This window comes from Nocardiopsis halophila DSM 44494, from assembly GCF_000341245.1.
Lineage (GTDB): Bacteria > Actinomycetota > Actinomycetes > Streptosporangiales > Streptosporangiaceae > Nocardiopsis_A > Nocardiopsis_A halophila.
Window position 1 is genome coordinate 1 of the sequence record NZ_ANAD01000156.1, and the last position, 20,418, is coordinate 20,418.

Sequence of the window (20,418 nt, forward strand, 5' to 3'; positions counted from 1 at the left end):
CCCCGACGAGTTCTGGCTCGACCAGACCATCGCCAACCCCGACTCCGACCAGTACGGCGGGTCGTGGGTGCGGGTCTCCAACGGCCAGCTGGGCCTGGACCCGGGCGCGCAGCTGGCCCCGGCCGAGCTGTCCGCCGCGCTGGAGGGCCTGGGCACCGCCTCGGACGAGGCGCGCCTGGAGGACCTCGACGGCACCCCGGCCTACCGGGTCGACCTGGGCGGCGGGGACCAGAACCGGGTCTGGATCAGCGAGGAGGAGCCGTACACCCTCCTGCGCATGGAGATCGAGGACCTGGCCGCCGGCCAGGGCGGCTCCGGCGGGGACTCCGGCGGTGAAGAGGAGGACGGTGAGGCCTCCGCGGACGCCTCGGCCGAGGACGGCGCCTCCGGTGCGCGCGTCCAGTTCAACCTCACCGAGCCCGAGGCCGCCGACATCGAGGGCGTCTACGACACCGCGATCGCGGCGGCCGAGGACGACCTGTCCTCTTCGCGCGACGCCCGCGCCGAGGTCGGCTGGGAGAGCGAGCTGGACCTGTCCTGCCAGGAGGGCGGCGCCTGCACGATCTCCGGCACCGCCGAGGACGGCTCGGACGGCGAGGACGAGGGCAAGGTCATCGTCCGGATGGACGCGACCTTCTCCAACGACGAGCTGGGCGAGAAGAAGTGCGACACCACCGAGACGCTGGAGATCGGCGGCACCGTCGGCGTCTCCTGCGGTGTGGACTTCGCCCTCGAGCCCAGCACCGAGCCCAAGGACTACGAGATCAGCGGCAGCGCCCGCCTCTCGACCCGGGGCCTGAGCTCCAAGGCCGCCGAGGAGATCGCCGGCGAGCTGGAGAAGCAGAAGAAGGCGCTGTCGGAGTCCGGCGGCGGTTCCGGGGGCGAGGACGCCTCCCCGGAGGAGTCGCCCGCCGAGGGCGGCGACTAGCAGCCCGTTTCCTTCGAGGCGGGGCGGGGCCGGGAGGGGCCCCCCCNCAATCCCGAGAACGAAGGACGGGTCCAGACTCGTGTTCGAGACGCTTTCCGACCGGCTGACATCGGTCTTCAGCTCGTTGCGCAGCAAGGGCCGGCTGTCCGAGGAGGACATCAACGCGACCGCGCGCGAGATCCGTCTCGCACTGCTGGAGGCGGACGTCGCCCTGCCGGTCGTCCGCGACTTCATCGCCAAGGTGAAGGAGCGCGCGCGGGGCGAGGAGGTCTCCCGGGCGCTGAACCCGGCGCAGCAGGTCATCAAGATCGTCAACGAGGAGCTCATCGAGATCCTCGGCGGCGAGACCCGGGAGATCCGGTTCGCCAAGAACCCTCCGACCGTCATCATGCTCGCCGGCCTGCAGGGCGCCGGTAAGACCACCCTGGCCGGCAAGCTCGGCCAGTGGCTGGCCTCGCAGCGCAACACCCCGCTGCTCGTCGCCGCCGACCTGCAGCGCCCCAACGCCGTCACCCAGCTCCGGGTGGTCGGCGAGCGCGCCAAGGTCCCGGTGTTCGCCCCCGAGCCGGGCAACGGCGTGGGCGACCCGGTCGAGGTGGCGCGCCGCTCCATCGAGCACGCCGAGCGCAACAACCACAACGTGGTCGTCATCGACACCGCCGGGCGCCTGGGCGTCGACGAGGAGATGATGCGCCAGGCCGCCGACATCCGCGCGGCGGTCACGCCCGACGAGGTCCTGTTCGTGGTCGACGCCATGATCGGCCAGGACGCGGTGGCCACCGCCCAGGCGTTCCTGGACGGGGTCGGCTACGACGCGGTGGCGCTGACCAAGCTGGACGGCGACGCGCGCGGCGGCGCCGCGCTGTCGATCCGGCACATCACCGGCCGGCCGATCATGTTCGCCTCCACCGGTGAGAAGCTCGACGACTTCGACCTCTTCCACCCCGAGCGGATGGCCTCGCGCATCCTCGACATGGGCGACGTGCTCACCCTGATCGAGAAGGCGCAGCGCACCTTCGAGGAGGAGGAAGTCGACCGGATGGCCAAGACCCTGGCCTCCGACGACGACTTCACGCTCGACGACTTCCTCGAGCAGATGGGGATGGTGCGCAAGCTCGGCCCCATCGGCAACCTGCTGGGCATGATGCCCGGCATGGGCCAGATGAAGGACCAGCTGGCCAACGTCGACGACAAGGACTTGGACCGCATCACCGCGATCATCCGGTCGATGACCCCGGACGAGCGGGCCAACCCCAAGATGATCAACGGCTCGCGCCGGCTGCGCATCGCCAACGGGTCGGGCACCCAGGTGGGCGACGTCAGCGGTCTGGTCACCCGGTTCTTCGAGGCGCAGAAGATGATGCGCCAGATGAAGAACGGCGGCATGCCCGGGATGCCGGGGATGCCCGGCATGGGCGGCGGCAACAAGAAGAAGGCCAAGGCCCAGGCGAAGAAGGCCAAGAAGGGCAAGCAGCGCAGCGGCAACCCGCTCAAGGCGCGCCAGCAGGAGGCCGAGAAGGCCGCCGAGCGGGAGCGCCGCCGAGAGGAGGGCGGGCCCGGGCAGCAGCAGATGCCCGACCTGCCGCCCGGCCTGGGCGGCGGGCAGCTCCCGCCCGCCCTCGGCGGCGGGAAGATGCCCGACCTGTCCAACGTCGACTTCCCCAAGAAGTAGCCGGCCGGGGCGGTGCCCCCGTGTGCGCCCGCGCGACCCGCCCGGGCGCGCGGACGCACACGGGGGTGCCCTGGCTCTGGCATAATCAGGGGTGCGACTCACGGTGCCCGGGCCGGCCCTCTACTTGCCCGGCGCCCACGTCCGGTCCGATCGGTCCCCGCAACCCCACGCGGAGGCGCCCGAACGGACACACGTTCCGCAATTCAGGAGAACCACTCCGTGGCTGTCAAGATCAAGCTCAAGCGTATGGGGAAGATCCGTACGCCCCAGTACCGCATCATCATCGCCGACGCCCGCAACAAGCGCGACGGCAAGGCGATCGAGGAGATCGGCAAGTACCACCCGAAGGAGCACCCCAGCTTCATCGAGGTGAACTCCGAGCGGGCGCAGTACTGGCTGTCGCAGGGGGCCCAGCCGACCGACCCGGTCAAGAGCATCCTGAAGAAGACGGGCGACTGGCAGGAGTTCAAGGGCCTGCCCAAGCCTCAGAAGCCGATCCAGGTCGCCGAGCCGCGCGACAAGGACGCCGAGGAGGCCGCCTTCCAGGCCGTCCTGAAGGAGCTCGTGCTCCCGGACAACGAGGACAAGGGCGGCAAGGGCAAGGCCAAGAAGAAGGCCGACAAGGCCGACGAGGCGACCGACGAGTCGAGCAAGCCCGAGGGCGAGGCCTAAAGTGCTGGAAGAGGCGCTAGAGCACCTGGTCAAGGGCATCGTGGTGAACGCCGACGATGTCCAGGTGAGAGCCCGTAGGCTCCGCAAGGGCAAGGTGCTCGAAGTTCGGGTGCACCCCGACGACCTCGGCAAGGTCATCGGCCGCAACGGCCGCACCGCCAAGGCCCTGCGGACCGTGGTCGGTTCGCTCGCCGGCGGCAAGTACGTCCGCGTGGACCTGCTGGACCTGCACGAGGTGCGCTGAACCGTGCGCCGGGGGCGCCGATCCGGGAGGGTCGGCGCCCCCGGCGTCGTGTCCGGGGGGACCCGGTGGGAGAACCGGGTGGACCCGGGAAGGGATGGGGAGGACCGCGATGCGTCTGGTCGTCGGCCGGATCGGCCGAGCCCACGGGATCCGTGGCGACGTCGCCGTCGACGTGCGCACCGACGAGCCGCAGGAGCGGTTCGCGCCCGGTGCGCGGCTGCTCACCGACCCCGAGTCGGCGGGCCCGCTCGTGGTGGCGTCCTCCCGCACCCACTCCGGCCGCCTCCTCGTGCGCTTCGAGGGGGTGGGCGACCGCACCGCCGCCGAGGGGCTGCGCGGCACCGTCCTGCAGGTGGACTCCGCCGTGCTGGAGCCGCTGGAGGACCCCGATGAGTTCCGCGACCACGAGCTCATCGGGCTGCGCGCGGTCACCGTCGGCGGCCGCGACGTGGGGGTCGTCTCCGACGTGCTGCACAACGCCCAGGACCTGCTGGTGGTCGACACCGGCGGGGGCGGCGAGGCGCTGGTGCCCTTCGTCCGCGAGATCGTTCCCGAGGTGGACACCGCCGCCGGGACGCTCACCGTGGACGCCCCGCCCGGCCTGCTCGACCCCGAGGCGGCCGAGGAGGCCGTCGCCGAGGGCCCGGAGAGCAGCGGGCGTTCGGAGAGCGCCGGGGGCCCTTCCGGGGGCGCCGAGGGAGCCGAGGGCGCGGCCAGGGCCGAGGGGGGCGACTGACCGCCGATGCGCATCGACATCGTCACCATCTTCCCCGACTACTTCGCGCCGCTGGAGCTGTCGCTGATCGGCAAGGCGCGCGAGGCGGGGATCCTCGACGTCCGCCTGCACGACCTGCGGGACTGGACCTACGACCGGCACAACACCGTCGACGACACGCCCTACGGGGGCGGGCCGGGGATGGTCATGAAGCCCGAGCCGTGGGGCGAGGCCCTGGACGCGGTCACCGCCCCGGGGCAGCCCGGGCAGGAGGGGGCGGTCCCCCGGCTGATCCTGCCCACCCCCAGCGGCGCGCCGTTCACCCAGGCCCGGGCCGACCGGCTGGGCGCCGGGCCGGGGGCGGGGGGTGCCNTCGCCTGCGGACGCTACGAGGGCATCGACGGCCGGGTCGCCGAGTACGCGGCCGAGCGCATGCCGGTCGAGGAGCTGAGCATCGGCGACTACGTCCTGGCGGGCGGCGAGTCGGCCACCCTGGTCATGGTCGAGACGCTGTCGCGGCTGCTGCCGGGGGTGCTCGGCAACCGCGACTCGGTCGACCAGGACTCCTTCGCTCCGGGAGAGATGGAGCACCTGCTGGAGGGCCCCGTCTACACCAAGCCCGCGGTGTGGCGGGAACGCGAGGTGCCGCCGGTGCTGCTGTCCGGCAACCACGGGGCGGTCGACCGCTGGCGCCGCGACCAGGCCCTCCGCAAGACGGCGAGGATGCGGCCGGAGCTGCTGGAGGAGGGCGACCCCTCCCGGTTCGACCGCCGCGACCAGGAAGTCCTCGCCGAGGCCCGGTTACAGGCCGGGCCGGAATCTATGGCAGACTAAGACGAGTTGCCCCTGCCGTAGACGTTCGTCCGCATGCTGTCGGCCGACGCCTAGGCGGCGGAACCGACTCCGCCCACACGGGCACACATCGACACCGGCAGCAGAATCCGCCCGCGCGAACCGCAATGGCCGTCGCCGCGGCGCGCAACCGATGAGGAATCGCTGAGATGCACACCGCTATCCAGGAGCTGGAGAAGACCCAGCTGCGCTCCGACATCCCCGACTTCCGCCCGGGCGACACGCTCAACGTCCACGTGCGCGTCACCGAGGGGAGCCGGTCCCGTGTCCAGGTCTTCAAGGGTGCCGTGATTCGCCGGCAGGGTGGCGGCAACCGCGAGACCTTCACCGTCCGCAAGGTCAGCTACGGCGTCGGCGTGGAGCGCACCTTCCCGATCCACACCCCGGCCATCGACAAGATCGAGGTCGCCGCCCGCGGCCGCGTCCGTCGCGCCAAGCTGTACTACCTGCGGGACCTGCGGGGCAAGGCCGCCCGCATCCCCGAGCGCCGCGAGCCGGCCGCCAAGTAGCGGCCCGGCCGGTCCGTCGAGGACCGGCGCCCGATCGGGCGTTGACTTTATCGGCGCGCGACGCGCCGCTCGGATAGGCTTCGTTCCCGATGAGCAACGAAGAATCCGGCACGCACTCCTCTGGCTCCCCCGCGGACGAACGCGGGGGAGCCAGACGTGTGTCCGGCCCCGATGAGCCGGCCGCCCCGGAGGCGGAGGCCGGAACGGAGGCCGAGGGTGCCGGATCGGACGCCGGACGGCCCACGGGGAGTGCGGAGGACGCGATGGGCGCCAAGAAAGAGCAGACGGGCGAGAAGTCGGGTTCCTTCTGGAAGGAACTGCCACTGCTGATCGTCATCGCGCTGGTCCTGGCGTTCGTCATCAAGACATGGGTGGTGCAGCCCTTCTACATCCCGTCCGGCTCGATGGAGGACACCCTCCAGATCAACGACCGGGTGCTGGTGAACAAACTCGTCTACCAGGTGCGCGACATCGAGCGCGGCGACATCGTGGTGTTCAACGGGACCGGGACGTGGGACGAGCCGGGGGTGGAGGCGCCCGAGACAGGGAACGCGGTGAACAGGGTGTTCACCTGGGTGGGCCAGCAACTGGGGGTGCAGCCCACCGGCAAGGACTACATCAAGCGTGTCATCGGCGTGGGCGGCGACACCGTGGAGTGCTGCGACTCCGACGGCCGGGTGATGGTCAACGGCGAGCCGCTGGACGAGGACTACCTGTTCCCGGGCAGCCAGGAGACGCACACCGAGTTCGGTCCGGTCGAGGTGCCCGAGGGGCGGCTGTGGCTGATGGGCGACCACCGCCAGATCTCCTACGACTCCCGCCTGCACCAGACCGACCCGGGCGAGGGGACGATCGCCGAGGACGAGGTGGTCGGCCGGGCCTTCGTGCTGATGTGGCCGCTGGACCGGGTGCGGACGCTGCCGATCCCCGACACCTTCGAGTCCCTGAACGCCGAGGGCGAGGCCGCAGGTGAGACCGCCGGAGGGGGAGACGGCGGGGCCGCCGGCTCCGCGGACGGCGGGCCGGAGCCGGTCGCGGCCGCGGCGGTCCCGGCGGCGCCGCTGCTGCTGGGGGCGGCGGCCGCGGTGCCGGTGCACCGGACGGGCCGGGGCCTGTGGCGACGCCGTCCGGGGTGGGCCCGACAGAGGCCGCGTCGGGGGTCCGCGAAGTCACACGCCGGGGATTCCGGAGAATGACAGCGCGCGGTTGACATATGGCGCATGATGGATCTGTAGCGGAAGACATCCGCTTTCGAGCATGGCAGGACCAAGAGGCGCCGAACGGGGCGAAGGGGGCCGGGCCGGCGGACCTGGGGTGCACGACGAAAGCGAGCGCGAGATGAGTTCTGAGGACCTGGAGAAGTACGAGGCCGAGATGGAGCTGCAGCTCTATCGGGAGTACCGCGACGTCGTCGGCCTGTTCTCGTACGTGGTCGAGACCGAGCGGCGGTTCTACCTGACGAACCACGTCGATCTGCAGCCGCGCAGCACCGAGAACGGCGAGATGTACTTCGAGGTCTCCATGGAGGATGCCTGGGTCTGGGACATGTACCGCCCAGCGAGGTTCGTCCGCAACGTGCGCGTGGTGACGTTCAAGGACGTGAACGTCGAGGAGATCACCAAGTCCGATCTGGAGGTCCCGTCAGGCCGCCCCGGCCAGGATTAGACGGGCCCCTCACATGAGGCACCCACGGAGGGCGGGACCGGAACCACCGGTCCCGCCCTCCGTCCGTCTTAGGGGGGCCGTAGGGGGAGTGGGTGCTGTGGCGGGGAGGCCGAGTGGTTCAAAACAAGCGGTTGCTCCCAGAGAAGCCCCAGGTCAAAGAGGATGCGCCCCGCGCACGCGGGGACGACCGCCGCTCATCTCCAGCGTGGCGGTGTAGCTGTCGATGCGCCCCGCGCACGCGGGGACGACCGGGACCACATCCTCTGGAGCGGTGGCGTTTCCAGCCCGGCCCATTGGGCGTGCGGCTCCTCCGCCGGTCATCGATAGTGGTGAAATCGCCACTATCGGCGGCCTGAAGTGGTGAAACCACCACTACCGATTGCCGCGTCCCCGTGGAGCCGCGGCCCACGCCCAGGGCGGCATGGACACCGCCCCCTTGCCCTACGGGCTCCTGCCGTCCGGCGCAAGGCGGTCACGTTCCCGGCAGCGGCACCACTCCGGCGGGCGTGACCGTGAATCGTGGACCCGCTTATCCACAAGCAGGGTGATCGATCCGCCAGGGGGACCCCTCCGCCTTCACCGTTGGGGGCGGAGGTGAGGGCCCATGGGATCGGCGAGGGCCGGATCAGGGTGGACCAAGGCGGCGCTCGGGCGGTACGGAGAGGATCTGGCCGCCGCGCATCTGGAGCGGACCGGGTTGCGCATCCTCGCGCGCAACTGGCGGTGTCCCGAGGGCGAGATCGACATCCTCGCCCGCTGGGGCGGCACGCTCATCGTCGTGGAGGTGAAGACCCGCTCCGGGCAGCGCTTCGGCACGCCGCTCGAAGCGGTCGGGCCGATGAAGGTCCGGCGGCTGCGCCGCCTCTCCCGGCGGTGGCGGGCCCAGGCGCGGGACGCCCCGCCGCGTACCCGGATCGACGTCGTGGGCGTCCTGGTCCGGCGGGACGGGCGGGCCTACCTCCGGCACGACCAGGGGGTGGCGTGAATGCCCCTGTCGCGCACCCTGTCCATGGCGCTGATCGGCGTCGAGGGGCACCCCGTGGAGGTCGAGGCGCACCTGGGCACCGGCCAGGCCGCGCTCACCCTCGTCGGCCTGCCCGACACGGCCCTGCGCGAGGCCCGTGACCGCATCCGGGCCGCCGTCGCCAACTCCGGGGAGTCCTGGCCCGACTGCCAGATCACAGTCAGTCTCTCCCCGGCGAGCCTGCCCAAGCGGGGCAGCCGCTTCGACCTGGCGATCGCGGCGGCGGTCCTCGGCGCGGACGGCTCGGTGCCGCTGGAGAGCGTGCACGAGTGCGTCTTCCTCGCCGAGCTGGGGCTGGACGGGCGCACGCGGCCGGTGGAGGGGGTGCTCCCCGCCGTCCTGGCCGGAGCGAGGGGCGGACACACCGTCTTCGCGGTCGCCCGGGAGAACGCCGCTGAGGCGCGGCTGGTCCCGGACGTCGAGGTGATCGCCGTGCGGTCGCTGGCCGAGCTCTTCGCCCGGCTGCGCGGGGAGCCGCCGCCCCCGGACGAGCTCTTCGAGGACGAAACGGCGGCCCGTCCCGAACCCGCCGCTGACCGAGGCCCCCGCCCGGACCTGGCCGACGTCCTCGGGCAGCCGATGGCGCGGCGGGCGGTGGAGATCGCCGCCGTCGGCGGGCACCACCTGATGATGCTCGGTCCGCCGGGGACCGGGAAGAGCCTGCTGGCCGAGCGCCTGCCCTCGGTGCTGCCGCGGCTGTCGCGGCAGGAGGCGGTGGAGGTGACGGCGGTGCACAGCGTGGCGGGCGCGCTGCCGCGCGATAAGCCGCTCATCACCGAGCCGCCCTACAGCGCGCCGCACCACACCGCCACCCGCGCGTCCATGGTCGGCGGCGGGAGCACCAGCATCAGGCCGGGGTGCGTCTCCCGGGCGCACCGGGGCGTGCTCTTCCTCGACGAGGCGCCCGAGTTCCAGCGCTCGGTCCTCGACTCGCTCCGGCAGCCGCTGGAGAGCGGGGAGGTCACCGTCACCCGGGCCCTGGGGTCGGTCACCTTCCCCGCGCGATTCCAGCTGTGCATGGCGGCCAACCCCTGCCCTTGCGCCCGACCCGGGCCGGCGTGCACCTGCCCGCCGCCGCAGCGCCGCCGCTACCTGGCGCGGCTGTCGGGCCCGCTGCTGGACCGGGTCGACCTCAAGATCGAGCTGCAGCCGGTGACCCGGGGCGAGCTGCTCGCCGACCAGCCGTTCGCGGAGACCTCCGTGCAGGTGGCCGAGCGGGTGACGGCGGCGCGCGAGCGGGCGGCCGACCGGCTCAAGGGGACGCCGTGGCGCGTCAACGCGGAGGTGCCGGGGGCCGAGCTGCGCCGCCGGTTCCCGGTGCCGGACGCGGCCCGCTCGATCCTCGCCTCGGCCATGGAGCGCGGCGAGATCAGCGCGCGCGGCGTGGACCGGTCGTTGCGCGTGGCCTGGAGCCTGGCCGACCTGGCAGGTCGGGACGTCCCCGATCCCGAGGACGCGGCGATGGCGTTCGCCCTCTGGTCCGGGAGGTACCCGTGAGCGCGCCTGTGGCCGGAGCGGGGGGAGCCGGGGAGCGGAAGGCGAACCGGGACGGGCCTTCGAACGGGACCCGGAACGGGACTCGGAAGGGGGCCCGGTGAGCACGGAGCCGGAGGGGGAGGAGCGACGCACCGACGCCCACGACGCGGGGGACGCGACCGGCACCGCTGCGACAGACCCCGAGCAGGATCCCCGGGAGGCCCCGCAGACGCAGCGCGGAACGGAGCGGGACGAGGAGGACGGCCTGGCGCGCGCGATGCTCACGGCGGGCGCCGCNCGGAGCGGTGCTGCGCGCCCGGGGGCCGGTCGAGGCGTGGGAACTGGTGCGGCGCGGCGCGATCGCGGACGAGGCGGGGCCGCCGCAGCGGACGGGGCGGACACGGAGGCCGGAGGCGTGGCAGGCCCGTGCCCGGGACGTCGACGGGGACCGGCTGTTGGAGCAGGCGGCGGACGCGGGCGCGCGGCTGGTGGTGCCGGGCGACCCCGAGTGGCCCGGTCGGCTGGACTCACTGGGCGATGGCCGGCCCTACGCGCTCTGGGTGCGCGGACACGGCGACCTGCGCCATGCGTGCCTGCGGGCGGTGGCGGTCGTGGGGGCCCGCTCGGCCAGTGCGTACGGGCTGCACGTGGCCTCGGGGCTGGCGCACGACCTGGCGCGGGACGCGTGGTCGGTGGTCTCGGGAGGGGCGTACGGGATCGACGCCGCCGCGCACCGGGGGTGCCTCGCGGGAGGGGCGGCGACGGTGGCGGTGCTGGCGTGCGGGCCGGACCGGCTCTACCCGGGCGGGAACGAGCGCCTGTTCGCCGAGGTAGTCGAGCAGGGGGTCGTCGCCACCGAGCACGCTCCGGGGGCACGGCCGACGCGCCACGGGTTCCTGGTCCGCAACCGGGTGATCGCGGCGCTGGCGCCGGGGACGGTCGTGGTGGAGGCGGGGCTGCGCAGCGGGGCGCTGAACACCGCCCGCCACGCCCAGGAGCTGAGCCGCACGGTGATGGCGGTGCCGGGGCCGGTCACCTCGGCGCTGTCGGCGGGGTGCCACCGGCTGCTGCGGGACTGGAACGCGGTGTGCGTGACGGACGCGGCGGACGTTGCCGAACAGCTCGGGGCGGTCGGGGAGGAGCTCCGTGCGGGCGGCGGGACGGTGATGGCGGCCGACGGTCTGGACCCGGCGACCCGGACCGTGCTGGAGGCCGTCCCTGGCAGGAAGGGCGCGGGCCCGGCGGAGATCGCCACCGCGGCGGGCGTCGGCATGGACGAGGCCCTGCGCCGCCTCGGCCTCCTGGCGGCGGGGGGCTTCATCGAACGGGCGCCGTCCGGATGGAGGGTCCGCAGAGGGGCGGGCGATGGGGAGCGATGAAAGGGCGGGCCGATGCCGGCCGACTCCGCCACAGCGGCGCTATGGCCGTTGAAGGTGGAGAGCCGTCCGCGGCAGAGGCGCGTGAGCGCCTCCAAGCGTCTGCGACTTGCCCGCTGCACCACCGAGTACGGATGGGGGCTGATGCCAGGCCTCCGAACGCTTCATAGCCGGCCCCACTGCGGACTGCGCATCGGTGAAGGGCGTACCGGGAACTCTGAGCGGCGGTACCTCTGGGCCCCTGGTTCGGCGTCGGAATCGGTTCACAGCGAGGCGGACCCAGGCGAGGGCCTGTGGTTAGGGTGGCTCCATGGCGAAGAACTACAGCGCATCCCTTCTCGCTGACGGGCCTTTCGTGTTCGTCTCCGGGCAGCTGCCCATTGCCCCTGACGGCACCTTCGCCGAAGGCGACGCCGTCGAGCAGACGCGGCAGGTCTTCCGGAACATCGAGGCGGCGCTCGCCCCGCACGGGGCCGACCTGCGGCACGTCGTGAAGCTCACCTACTACCTCCGCCACATCGCCGACCTGCAGTCCGTCCGGCAGGTGCTGCGCGAGTTCCTCGTCCACGAGCCCCGGCCCACATCCACGCTGGTGGAGGTGAACGGGCTGGCCGACTCCCGGTGCCTGGTCGAGATCGACGCGATCGCGACCGCCCCCCGCCCCACGCGAGAGGACCAGGCCGGGTGAGCCCGCAGGCGCCCGACCAGCCCGAGGAGACCGAGGGGACCGGTGGGCCCGGTGACGGGGAGGCCCCGGCCGCGCCGTCGGCCGGAAACGCCTCGCCGCGCGCCGCCCGCGAGGGGGAGCGCGACGCGCTGCTCGACGACTTCGGCCGCCGGCTCGCCTCCGAGCTCGGGCGGTCCGAGCACACGGTGCGCGCCTACCTCGGCGACGCCCGGTCGCTCCTGGACCACCTCGACACCGTCGGCGCCGCCGTCGGCGACATCGACCTGGGACTGCTGCGCGGCTGGCTCTCCCGGATGAGCGAGGCGGGCGCGAGCCGCGCCACCCTCGCCCGGCGGATCGCCGCCGCCCGCACCTTCACCGCCCACCTGCACCGCACCGGACGCCTGGCCGCCGACCCCGGCCCGCTGCTCGCCACCCCCGTGCGCCGCCGGTCGCTGCCCCGGGTGCTCAGCGAGGACCAGGCCGCCGACGCCCTGGCCGCACACGCCGAGGACACCGAGGAGGCCGCCACCCCCGAGGGCCTGCGCCGGACGGCGGTGGTGGAGGTCCTTTACGGCGGCGGCCTGCGCGTCGCGGAACTGTGCGGCCTGGACCTGGACGACGTCGACCGTGAGCGCGGCACCCTGCGCGTCATGGGCAAAGGGGGCAAGGAGCGCGCGGTCCCCGTCGGCGAGCCCGCGCTCGACGCCGTCGACGCCTGGCTGCACGGGGGCCGACCCGCCCTGGTGGGCCCGGCCTCTGGGCGGGCCCTGTTCCTGGGGGCCCGCGGGGGGCGGCTCGGCACCCGCAGCGCCCGCCGCGACGTGCACCGTCTCCTGCGCACCGGCGGGGAGGGCGGCGACGCCGGTCCGCACGCCCTGCGGCACAGCGCCGCGACCCATCTGCTGAACGGCGGCGCCGACCTGCGCAGCGTCCAGGAGTACCTGGGCCATGCCTCGCTCGACAGCACCCAGGTCTACACCCATGTCTCGATCGAGCGGCTGACCGAGGTGTACCGGCGGTCGCACCCGCGAGCGTGAGGGCTCCTCCGCTGGAGCGGTGGGACCCCTGGAGCGGTGGAACCTCCCGTGGCCGTGACCGCCTTTCGCGGGGCGGCCCTCCGCCGTCCGGCGGGTGAGGCCCTGGCCGGCGCCGTGCCTCTGTCCGGCACGCCTGGCGGCCGGCGCTGCATCGGTGCCGTCCCGGGCGGGCGCGAACGACACCGTTCCAGAGGCCGCGGCCCGCGTGGGTCCGATGTCCGTGGGCGGTGCCCGCCGCAGAGCGGCCCGTTCTCTGGAGGGCGTACCGGGCCCGGCGCGTTCCTGCGGGGCCGGAGCCCCGGCGGCGGTGAGCGGAAGAGGGAGCGGGAGCAGGCGCACCTCGCCGCGGCCGAGCAGGGACAGCGGGTCCACGTACTGACGCCCGCGCACCAGGCCCCAGTGCAGGCACGGCCGGGCGCCGCAGTGCCCGGGCCCGGCGGCCAGCGTGCCCAGCACCCCGCCCGGTGCGACGGCCTCGCCCTTCGCCACCGACGGCCGAACCGGCAGGTAGGTGGTGCGCAGCCGCCCGTGGACGACCGTGACCACGCCGGTTCCCGCGACCTCGCCCGCGAAGCCGACCCGTCCCGGCCCGGCCGCCAGGACCTCCGCACCCTCCTCGGCGGCCAGGTCGGCACCGCGGTGGCCGGGCAGCCACGGCCGCGCGGGCGGGTCGAAGGGGCGCAGCACATCGAGGGTGCCGTCGACGGGCGGGCGCCAGGGCCCGGTGTCGGCGGAGGCGGGAGGGGACGGAAGGACCAGGGCCGCCGGCGCGAGGGCGGTGGGGAGCACCACCCCGGCCGCCCTGACCGCCGCCCTGACCGCCGCCCTGACGAGTGCTCGGGCCGCCTCTGTGGCCCGCGCTCTCCGGGACCCTGCGGTGAGCAGGGTCCTGACCTGCGGCGAAGGGGAGCGGCGTGACCGGGAGGCGTGCGGGGCGCCCGCGGGGGTAAAGCAGAGCATGGGCTCAGGATCTCCCCCGGGGCCCACGCGACACGAGGAGGTCTCCTCCGCCTGTGGACAACGGTTCAGACGTGATTTCGGTCCGATGTGCTTGACATCTCGCCGACGAGGTCCTTAAGGGCAGCGTCCGGACTCCGGTCCGGTTAGAATCATCAACGGTCCACCTGTGGGCCGACCACATCACGCACGCCCACGCGCTCTCCTCTCCGGGGAGGGCCGCATCCACGGTCCGCGCCGCACGGCGGCGCGGCGGAGCGGTCGGGGCGTCAGGCACAACCAAGGCGGGCGGAGTTCGCCCGCACCGAGGAGGAAGTCATGGCCACTGTCGTGACCATCCGTCAGCTGCTCGAGAGCGGCGTCCACTTCGGGCACCAGACCCGTCGCTGGAACCCGAAGATGAAGCGCTTCATCTTCACCGAGCGCAACGGCATCTACATCATCGACCTGCAGAAGTCGCTGGCCTACATCGACCGCGCCTACGAGTTCGTCAAGGAGACGGTGGCCCACGGCGGCACCATCCTCTTCGTCGGCACCAAGAAGCAGGCGCAGGAGGCCATCGACGAGCAGGCCCGCCGCGTCGGGATGCCCTACGTCAACCAGCGCTGGCTGGGCGGCATGCTGACCAACTTCTCCACCGTGCACAAGCGGCTCCAGCGGCTCAAGGAGCTCGAGGAGATCGACTTCGACGACGTGGCCGCCTCCGGGCTCACGAAGAAGGAGCTCCTGGGCCTGCGCCGCGAGAAGGAGAAGCTCGAGCGCACGCTCGGCGGTATCCGCGACATGTCCCGCGTCCCCAGCGCGGTCTGGATCGTGGACACCAAGAAGGAGCACATCGCGATCAGCGAGGCCCGGAAGCTGAACATCCCGGTCGTGGCGATCCTGGACACCAACTGCGACCCCGACGAGGTCGACTACCCGATCCCGGGCAACGACGACGCCATCCGCAGCGTCAGCCTGCTGACCCGGGTCGTCGCCGACGCCGTCGCCGAGGGCCTGCTGGTCCGCTCGGGCGGGTCCGCCGCCGGTGAGCAGAAGGCCGCCGAGGAGCCGCTGGCCGAGTGGGAGCGCGAGCTCCTGGAGGGCAAGGGCGAGGGCGAGGCCGCCCCGGCCGCCGCCGAGGCCGCTCCGGCCCCGGAGGCCCCGGCCGAGACCCCCGCCGAGGCGCCGGCTGAGGCTCCGGCCGAGGCCGCCGCTGCCGAGGCCCCCGCCGAGGAGGCTCCGAAGGAGGCCTGAGCAGCCTCCGCGCGCCCTCCCGCCCTCTGGGCGGGAGGGCCGCCCTTCCTCCCTCTCTCTCCGCGTCCACGTCGACCCACGTCTTAGGGAACAGAGAAAGCTATGGCGAACTTCACCGCCGCCGACGTCAAAAAGCTGCGCGACATGACCGGCGCCGGCATGATGGACAGCAAGAAGGCCCTGCAGGAGAACGACGGCGACTTCGACAAGGCCGTCGAGTTCCTCCGCATCAAGGGCGCCAAGTCCGTCAGCAAGCGCGCCGACCGCACCGCCGCCAACGGCCTGGTCGTGCTCAAGCAGGACGGTGACAGCTCCGCGGCCCTGGTCGAGCTCAACTGCGAGACCGACTTCGTCGCCAAGAACGAGAGCTTCATCCAGCTCGCCGACGAGGTCGCCGACTTCGTCGCCGCCGGTGACTACGCCGACGTCGCGGCCCTGCTCGCGGCCGACTTCGGCGACGGCAAGACCGTCCAGCAGGTCATCGAGGAGCGCAGCGCGGTCATCGGCGAGAAGCTGGAGCTGAGCCGCTTCGCCAAGTTCGAGGGCGCCTACGTCGCCTCCTACATGCACAAGTCCGACCCGGACCTGCCCCCGACGATGGGCGTCCTGGTCGAGCTGGACAAGGCCGACGCCGAGGTCGGCAAGGACCTCGCCCAGCAGATCGCCGCCCTGGCCCCGCGCTACGTCTCCAAGGACGAGGTCCCCGAGGACATCGTCGAGAAGGAGCGCGGCATCGCCGAGGCGACCGCCCGCGAGGAGGGCAAGCCCGAGCAGGCCCTGCCCAAGATCATCGAGGGCCGCGTCAACGGCTTCTTCAAGGAGGCCACCCTCCTCGGGCAGCCGTTCGTGAAGGACAACAAGAAGACCGTGCAGAAGGTCGTCGACGAGGCCGGCGTCACCGTCAAGCGCTTCGTCCGCTTCAAGGTCGGCCAGTCCTAAGTCTTTTGACATGATGGAGGTGCCGGGGAGTGATCCCCGGCACCTTCGGTGGATCAAGGCGGGGACACGGCCCAGGTGACCCCGCGACGCAAACCACTCGGGGGAACCAGAAGGAGGCCGAGCGCCGTGCCGGAGAACGAGGGACCCAGCGTCCCGGGCATGCGGGAGATGCACGACGACGGCTGGCGGCGTGTCGTACTGAAACTGTCCGGCGAGGCCTTCGCCGGAGGGGAGCAGCTCGGCATCGACGCCGGGATCGTGCAGTACGTCGCCGAGGCCATCGCCCAGGCGGTCGGCGAGGGCATGCAGGTGGCGGTCGTGGTCGGCGGCGGCAACATGATGCGCGGGGCGGAGCTCTCGGCCAGCGGGGTCGAGCGCGGCCGCGCCGACTACATGGGGATGCTCGGCACCGTCATCAACTGCCTGGCGCTGCAGGACTTCCTGGAGCGGCAGGGCGTGGAGACGCGGGTGCAGACCGCCATCCACATGAGCCAGGTCGCCGAGGCCTACATCCCCCGGCGCGCCGTCCGGCACCTGGAGAAGGGCCGCGTCGTCATCTTCGGCGCCGGGCTGGGCGCCCCGTTCTTCTCCACCGACACCACGGCCGCGCAGCGCGCACTGGAGATCGGCGCCCAGGCGGTGCTCAAGGGCACCCAGGTCGACGGGGTCTACGACTCCGACCCGCACCGCAACTCCGCCGCCGTGAAGTTCGACCGCCTGGAGTACAACGAGGTCCTCACCCGCGGGCTGAAGGTCATGGACGCCACCGCGGTGAGCCTGTGCATGGACAACGGGTTGCCGATCGTCGTCTTCGACCTCATGGGGACGGGCAATATCGTCCGCGCCGTGCGGGGCGAGAAGATCGGCACCATCGTCTGTCCCGCGGACGCCTGAGCGGCCGCCCCGAGCCGACTGAGCCGCCCGAGCCGACTGAGCCGCCCGAGCCGACTGAGCCGCCCGAGCCGTCCGCCCCAGCCGACCGACCCCGAACGAGCCGAACCTTCCCCAGCAGCAGCGACACACGGGAGCCGCAATGATCGAAGAGACACTTCTCGAAGCCGAGGAGAAGATGGAGAAGGCCGTCGTGGTCGCGAAGGAGGACTTCGCCTCGATCCGCACCGGCCGCCCCGGTCCGGCGACCTTCAACAAGATCACGGCCGAGTACTACGGTTCGCAGACCCCGATCAACCAGCTGGCCTCGTTCTCGGTGCCCGAGCCGCGCATGGTGGTCGTCTCGCCCTTCGACAAGAGCTCACTGCAGGCGATCGAGCGCGCCATCCGCGAGAGCGACCTGGGCGTGAACCCCGCCAACGACGGCACCATCATCCGCGTGGTCTTCCCGGACCTGTCCGAGGAGCGCCGCAAGGAGTACGTCAAGGTGGTGCGCACCAAGGCCGAGGACGCCAAGGTCTCCATCCGCAACGTGCGCCGCAGGGCCAAGGACCAGCTGGACAAGCTGGTCAAGGACGGCGAGATCGGTGAGGACGAGGGCCACCGCGCCCAGGCCGAGCTGGAGGAGACCACCCACAAGTACGCCGCCGAGGTGGACGAGCTGCTCAAGCACAAGGAGTCGGAGCTGCTGGAGGTCTAGTCCGGTCCAGGTCGAGTTCGAGGAAATCACCCCGGTGTCCAACTCTGATTCGGGCTTCGAGCGGGAGAGACGAGGCGAGGGGAGCGGGCCCGAGTCAGGGTCGGGCGGCGCGGCCGCCGACGACGACGGCGGCGCGCGCTTCCGGTTGACCAAGCCCGGCGGCGAGCCGGTGCGGGCCGGCCGCAACCTCCCCGTGGCCATCGCCAGCGGCGTGGCCCTGGGCGCTCTCGTCCTGCTCTCGCTGTTCCCCTACTCGCAGGCGTTCTCTCTGATCACGGCTGCCGCGACGGTCATCGGCCTGCGCGAGCTGAACCGCGCGGTGGCGGCCGGCGGGGCGCGGCTGGCCCTGCCCCCGCTGGCGGTCGGCGGCGTGGCGATGCAGTTCTGCGCGCACTTCGGCGGTCCCGAGTGGCTGGTCGGCGCGACGGCGCTGACCGCGATCGGTGCCCTGGCCTGGCGGCTGCGCGGCGGCGCCGACGGCTACGTGCGCGACGCGGCGGCCAACCTGTTCACGCTGTGCTACCTGCCGTTCCTGCTGGGGACCTGGCAGCTGCTGGTGGCCCATCCCGGAGACGGGACGGAGCGGCTGATCGCGTTCATCATCGTGACGATCAGCAGCGACATCGGCGGCTACTTCGCGGGCATCCTGCTCGGGCGGCACAAGATGGCGCCGGTGATCAGCCCCAACAAGACCTGGGAGGGCTTCGGCGGCTCGGTCCTGGCGTGCATGGCGGCCGGCGGGCTGACGGTGGCGCTGATGCTCGACGGGCCCGTGTGGGTGGGCCTGGTGCTGGGCGTGGCCGTGGTGCTGGCGGCGATCGTGGGGGACCTGATCGAGTCCCTGATCAAGCGGGACCTGGGGATCAAGGACATGGGCCGCTTCATGCCCGGCCACGGCGGCCTGATGGACCGCGTCGATTCGCTGCTGATCGCGGGTCCGGTCGCCTGGGTGGTGCTCGGCCTGCTGCTGTGAGGGCCGACCCGCGGCGGGCGGGTCGGCCCGCGTGCGCGTAAGAGTGCGCAGGGGTCCCACCGGTGGACGTCCACCGGTGGGGCCCCTGCCCGTTTCGAGGCGTCCTCACCGAGGTGCTCTGCACACGTCCTGAGGTGCTCCGCACACGTCGTCACCGGTTCCCGAGGCGGCCGACGCCCGTGGCACCTCGGCCCCGTACGTCCCTGGAGGAGCGGGCCAAGGGCGGCCTGCCTCAGCGCGATTCGAGCCCGGCGATGCACCGCTCCACCATGACCGCGAAGCTGCGGTCCACGTCTTCGGGGAGGCCGAAGCCGCCCCGGGCCTCCAGGTCGGCGAAGCCGTGCAGGGCCGCGCGGAGGCCGCGGATCTCGTGGACGGCCTCCTCCTCGGCGACGCCGAACCCCCGCAGGATCGCCGCGAGCACGTCGACCGGCGCCCGGAAGGCGGCGGCCGCCTCGGTGTCCTCAGCGGGCGGGGCGGTGGCGAGCGCCGCGTAGCGCCCGGGCCGCGTCCGCGCGTACTCGCGGTAGGCCGCGGAGACCGCGCGGACGGCGTCGGGCCCCGAACGGCCCGTCGCGGCGGCCCGCAGGGCCTCGGTGAACTCCCGGGCCGCGAGTACACCGATATCGCGGCGGAGCCCGTCCAGCCCCGTGACGTGCTTGTAGAGGCTCGGAGGCGCCACGCCGAGGCGCTCGGCCACGGACTTGAGGGAAAGCCGGTCGAGCCCTTCTGCGTCGGCGACGGCGGCGGCCTCCGCCGCGACCGCCTCCGGTGTCAGTCCCGCCCTAGGCACGCTCGGCCTCCTGCGCGGTCGCCAGGAAGTCCAGCACGGCGGGAACCGTGACGTCAGGCCGCTGGGCCAGTGGATAGTGGCCCGCCTCGGGGACCATCAGCAGCTCGCCGCCGAGCCGGTCCCGCATCCACGCCGCCTCGGCCGCGGGGTCGGGCCAGTCCGGGTCCTGTTCGCCCATGACCACCAGTGCCGGTGCGCGCACGTTGTCCAGCCGGGCCGGGACCGGGCGGAAGGCGTTGGCGAAGGTGGCGAGGATGCCGGGGTAGCGGTCGGGGGAGCGGAGGGCGGCCCGGACCGCGGCGGTGTGTTCGGGGTGGTCGTCAGTGGTGCGCCCGGTGAACAGGGACTCCAGGTAGCGCGCGGCCATCGAGGGACCCCACGGCCGCATCAGCATCGCCTTCAGGGCCAGGGCCCGTGCCCCGCGGACGCCGTCCCCGCGCAGGAACGCGCCGGCGAGCACGAGGCCGCGCACCAGCTCGGGCCGGGTCGCGGCGACCCATGCGGCGGCGGTCGCGCCGAGGGAGTTGCCGATGATGACCGCGGGGCCGCCGAGCTCGTCGATGAGGGCCGCGGTGTCCGCGGCGGCGTCCAGCGTGGTGTGCTCCGCGAAGGACGTGTCGCTGTCGCCGTGCGAGCGCAGGTCCAGGGCGGCGAAGCGGTATCCGGCCGCGGGGAGCGGGCCGGCCAGGTGGCGGTAGGTGGCGCGGACGTCCCCCATCCCCGGCACCGCCACCACGAGCGGCCCGCCGCCGGGCCCGTGGACGTCATAGGCGATGCGCCCGCCGGGGCGCTGCAGGTGCTCCATGGCCGACCTCCTGGCTAATAGTGATAGCCATAAAGCTAATCTAATTAGCCAGTGGAGGCAAGGGGGGAGGCCGGTCGGTGGGGCGGACGGGTAGCCGAACAGGTGGTGCCCCGCTCCGGCTTGCCGGCCGGGTGGCGGGGCCCTCGGAGTGCCGGGGAGTGGGCGGCGACGAAGAGACGGGGCGGTTCCCCGGTGCTGGCGGTCGGCCGACGGGCTTCTCGCGGTCCGGGAACAGCGGCGACGACGGGTCGGCTGGTGCCCCGCTCCGGCCTGCTTGCCGGGCG

At 72.9% G+C, this 20,418-nt stretch carries 20 protein-coding genes and 2 pseudogenes; 19 read left to right on the top strand and 3 right to left on the bottom strand.

Annotated elements, in window-relative coordinates:
- From D450_RS30525 to D450_RS0118140, 14 genes and pseudogenes are all read left to right on the top strand, one after another.
- The coding region (locus tag D450_RS30525; RefSeq protein WP_017540062.1) for a hypothetical protein at nucleotides 1–928 on the top strand (928 nt) is incomplete at its 5' end.
- 79 nt (nucleotides 929–1,007) lie between these two features.
- Nucleotides 1,008–2,600, top strand: coding sequence for a signal recognition particle protein (gene ffh, locus D450_RS0118080; protein ID WP_017540063.1), 1,593 nt, complete (start codon nucleotides 1,008–1,010; stop codon nucleotides 2,598–2,600).
- Nucleotides 2,601–2,819: 219 nt separating this feature from the next.
- Nucleotides 2,820–3,272, top strand: coding sequence for a 30S ribosomal protein S16 (gene rpsP, locus D450_RS0118085; protein ID WP_017540064.1), 453 nt, complete (start codon nucleotides 2,820–2,822; stop codon nucleotides 3,270–3,272).
- A gap of 1 nt (nucleotide 3,273) precedes the next feature.
- The gene (locus D450_RS0118090; RefSeq protein WP_017540065.1) at nucleotides 3,274–3,516 is read left to right on the top strand and encodes an RNA-binding protein; all 243 of its coding nucleotides are present in this window, start codon (nucleotides 3,274–3,276) and stop codon (nucleotides 3,514–3,516) included.
- A 109-nt stretch (nucleotides 3,517–3,625) separates the two neighbouring features.
- A pseudogene (gene rimM, locus D450_RS0118095) lies at nucleotides 3,626–4,141 on the top strand (ribosome maturation factor RimM); the annotation flags it as partial.
- A 117-nt stretch (nucleotides 4,142–4,258) separates the two neighbouring features.
- On the top strand, nucleotides 4,259–5,065 hold the full coding sequence (gene trmD, locus D450_RS0118100; RefSeq protein WP_017540067.1) for a tRNA (guanosine(37)-N1)-methyltransferase TrmD: 807 nt from the start codon (nucleotides 4,259–4,261) through the stop codon (nucleotides 5,063–5,065).
- A 167-nt stretch (nucleotides 5,066–5,232) separates the two neighbouring features.
- Nucleotides 5,233–5,592: a 50S ribosomal protein L19 gene (rplS, locus tag D450_RS0118105; RefSeq protein WP_017540068.1), complete on the top strand. Its 360-nt coding sequence runs from the start codon at nucleotides 5,233–5,235 to the stop codon at nucleotides 5,590–5,592.
- 158 nt (nucleotides 5,593–5,750) lie between these two features.
- Nucleotides 5,751–6,788 carry a signal peptidase I gene (gene lepB, locus D450_RS0118110; RefSeq protein WP_017540069.1) on the top strand — a complete coding sequence of 346 codons (1,038 nt, stop codon included), beginning with the start codon at nucleotides 5,751–5,753 and terminating at the stop codon, nucleotides 6,786–6,788.
- A gap of 142 nt (nucleotides 6,789–6,930) precedes the next feature.
- Entirely contained in the window at nucleotides 6,931–7,257 is a 327-nt protein-coding gene (locus tag D450_RS0118115) for a DUF2469 domain-containing protein (protein ID WP_026124229.1), read from the top strand.
- Between the two features lie 604 nt (nucleotides 7,258–7,861).
- Entirely contained in the window at nucleotides 7,862–8,242 is a 381-nt protein-coding gene (locus tag D450_RS0118120; RefSeq protein ID WP_017540071.1) for a YraN family protein, read from the top strand.
- Entirely contained in the window at nucleotides 8,243–9,778 is a 1,536-nt protein-coding gene (locus D450_RS0118125; protein WP_017540072.1) for a YifB family Mg chelatase-like AAA ATPase, read from the top strand. It abuts the gene before it with no gap.
- A 284-nt stretch (nucleotides 9,779–10,062) separates the two neighbouring features.
- Entirely contained in the window at nucleotides 10,063–11,136 is a 1,074-nt protein-coding gene (gene dprA / locus D450_RS0118130; protein WP_017540073.1) for a DNA-processing protein DprA, read from the top strand.
- A 307-nt stretch (nucleotides 11,137–11,443) separates the two neighbouring features.
- On the top strand, nucleotides 11,444–11,821 hold the full coding sequence (locus D450_RS0118135; protein ID WP_026124230.1) for a RidA family protein: 378 nt from the start codon (nucleotides 11,444–11,446) through the stop codon (nucleotides 11,819–11,821).
- Entirely contained in the window at nucleotides 11,818–12,840 is a 1,023-nt protein-coding gene (locus tag D450_RS0118140) for a tyrosine recombinase XerC (protein ID WP_017540075.1), read from the top strand. The genes D450_RS0118135 and D450_RS0118140 overlap by 4 nt, the downstream gene beginning before the upstream one ends.
- A 375-nt stretch (nucleotides 12,841–13,215) precedes the next feature.
- On the opposite strand, the pseudogene D450_RS32600 reads toward D450_RS0118140, so the two are convergent.
- Nucleotides 13,216–13,800 (bottom strand): annotated as a pseudogene (locus D450_RS32600) (peptidoglycan DD-metalloendopeptidase family protein); the annotation flags it as partial.
- Between the two features lie 315 nt (nucleotides 13,801–14,115).
- On the opposite strand from D450_RS32600, the gene rpsB reads away from it, so the two are divergent.
- The 5 genes from rpsB (at nucleotide 14,116) to D450_RS0118165 (ending at nucleotide 18,536) form a co-directional block, all read left to right on the top strand.
- The gene (rpsB, locus tag D450_RS0118145; RefSeq protein WP_017540076.1) at nucleotides 14,116–15,033 is read left to right on the top strand and encodes a 30S ribosomal protein S2; all 918 of its coding nucleotides are present in this window, start codon (nucleotides 14,116–14,118) and stop codon (nucleotides 15,031–15,033) included.
- A 102-nt stretch (nucleotides 15,034–15,135) separates the two neighbouring features.
- A complete protein-coding gene (gene tsf / locus D450_RS0118150) occupies nucleotides 15,136–15,972 on the top strand; it encodes a translation elongation factor Ts (protein ID WP_017540077.1) in 837 nt (278 codons plus the stop codon).
- A 126-nt stretch (nucleotides 15,973–16,098) separates the two neighbouring features.
- Nucleotides 16,099–16,866 (top strand): UMP kinase, encoded by a 768-nt coding sequence (pyrH, locus tag D450_RS0118155; RefSeq protein WP_017540078.1) that lies wholly within the window; start codon nucleotides 16,099–16,101, stop codon nucleotides 16,864–16,866.
- Between the two features lie 139 nt (nucleotides 16,867–17,005).
- Nucleotides 17,006–17,563 (top strand): ribosome recycling factor, encoded by a 558-nt coding sequence (gene frr, locus D450_RS0118160; RefSeq protein WP_017540079.1) that lies wholly within the window; start codon nucleotides 17,006–17,008, stop codon nucleotides 17,561–17,563.
- 34 nt (nucleotides 17,564–17,597) lie between these two features.
- Entirely contained in the window at nucleotides 17,598–18,536 is a 939-nt protein-coding gene (locus D450_RS0118165) for a phosphatidate cytidylyltransferase (protein ID WP_017540080.1), read from the top strand.
- 232 nt (nucleotides 18,537–18,768) lie between these two features.
- On the opposite strand, the gene D450_RS0118170 is transcribed toward D450_RS0118165, so the two are convergent.
- Nucleotides 18,769–19,329, bottom strand: a complete 561-nt coding sequence (locus D450_RS0118170) for a TetR-like C-terminal domain-containing protein (protein WP_017540081.1) — start codon at nucleotides 19,327–19,329, stop codon at nucleotides 18,769–18,771.
- On the bottom strand, nucleotides 19,322–20,134 hold the full coding sequence (locus D450_RS0118175; protein ID WP_017540082.1) for an alpha/beta fold hydrolase: 813 nt from the start codon (nucleotides 20,132–20,134) through the stop codon (nucleotides 19,322–19,324). Before D450_RS0118175 ends, D450_RS0118170 begins: the two co-directional genes overlap by 8 nt.
- Nucleotides 20,135–20,418 lie beyond the last annotated feature (284 nt).

Bases quoted from the DNA above. Each gene is read 5' to 3' on its own strand.
- D450_RS0118120 (WP_017540071.1), top strand. From the start codon at position 7,862: ATGGGATCGGCGAGGGCCGGATCAGGGTGGACCAAGGCGGCGCTCGGG.
- frr (WP_017540079.1), top strand. From the start codon at position 17,006: ATGATCGAAGAGACACTTCTCGAAGCCGAGGAGAAGATGGAGAAGGCC.
- rplS (WP_017540068.1), top strand. From the start codon at position 5,233: ATGCACACCGCTATCCAGGAGCTGGAGAAGACCCAGCTGCGCTCCGAC.
- D450_RS0118115 (WP_026124229.1), top strand. From the start codon at position 6,931: ATGAGTTCTGAGGACCTGGAGAAGTACGAGGCCGAGATGGAGCTGCAG.
- tsf (WP_017540077.1), top strand. From the start codon at position 15,136: ATGGCGAACTTCACCGCCGCCGACGTCAAAAAGCTGCGCGACATGACC.
- D450_RS0118125 (WP_017540072.1), top strand. From the start codon at position 8,243: ATGCCCCTGTCGCGCACCCTGTCCATGGCGCTGATCGGCGTCGAGGGG.
- rpsB (WP_017540076.1), top strand. From the start codon at position 14,116: ATGGCCACTGTCGTGACCATCCGTCAGCTGCTCGAGAGCGGCGTCCAC.
- D450_RS0118135 (WP_026124230.1), top strand. From the start codon at position 11,444: ATGGCGAAGAACTACAGCGCATCCCTTCTCGCTGACGGGCCTTTCGTG.
- D450_RS0118175 (WP_017540082.1), bottom strand. From the start codon at position 20,134: ATGGAGCACCTGCAGCGCCCCGGCGGGCGCATCGCCTATGACGTCCAC.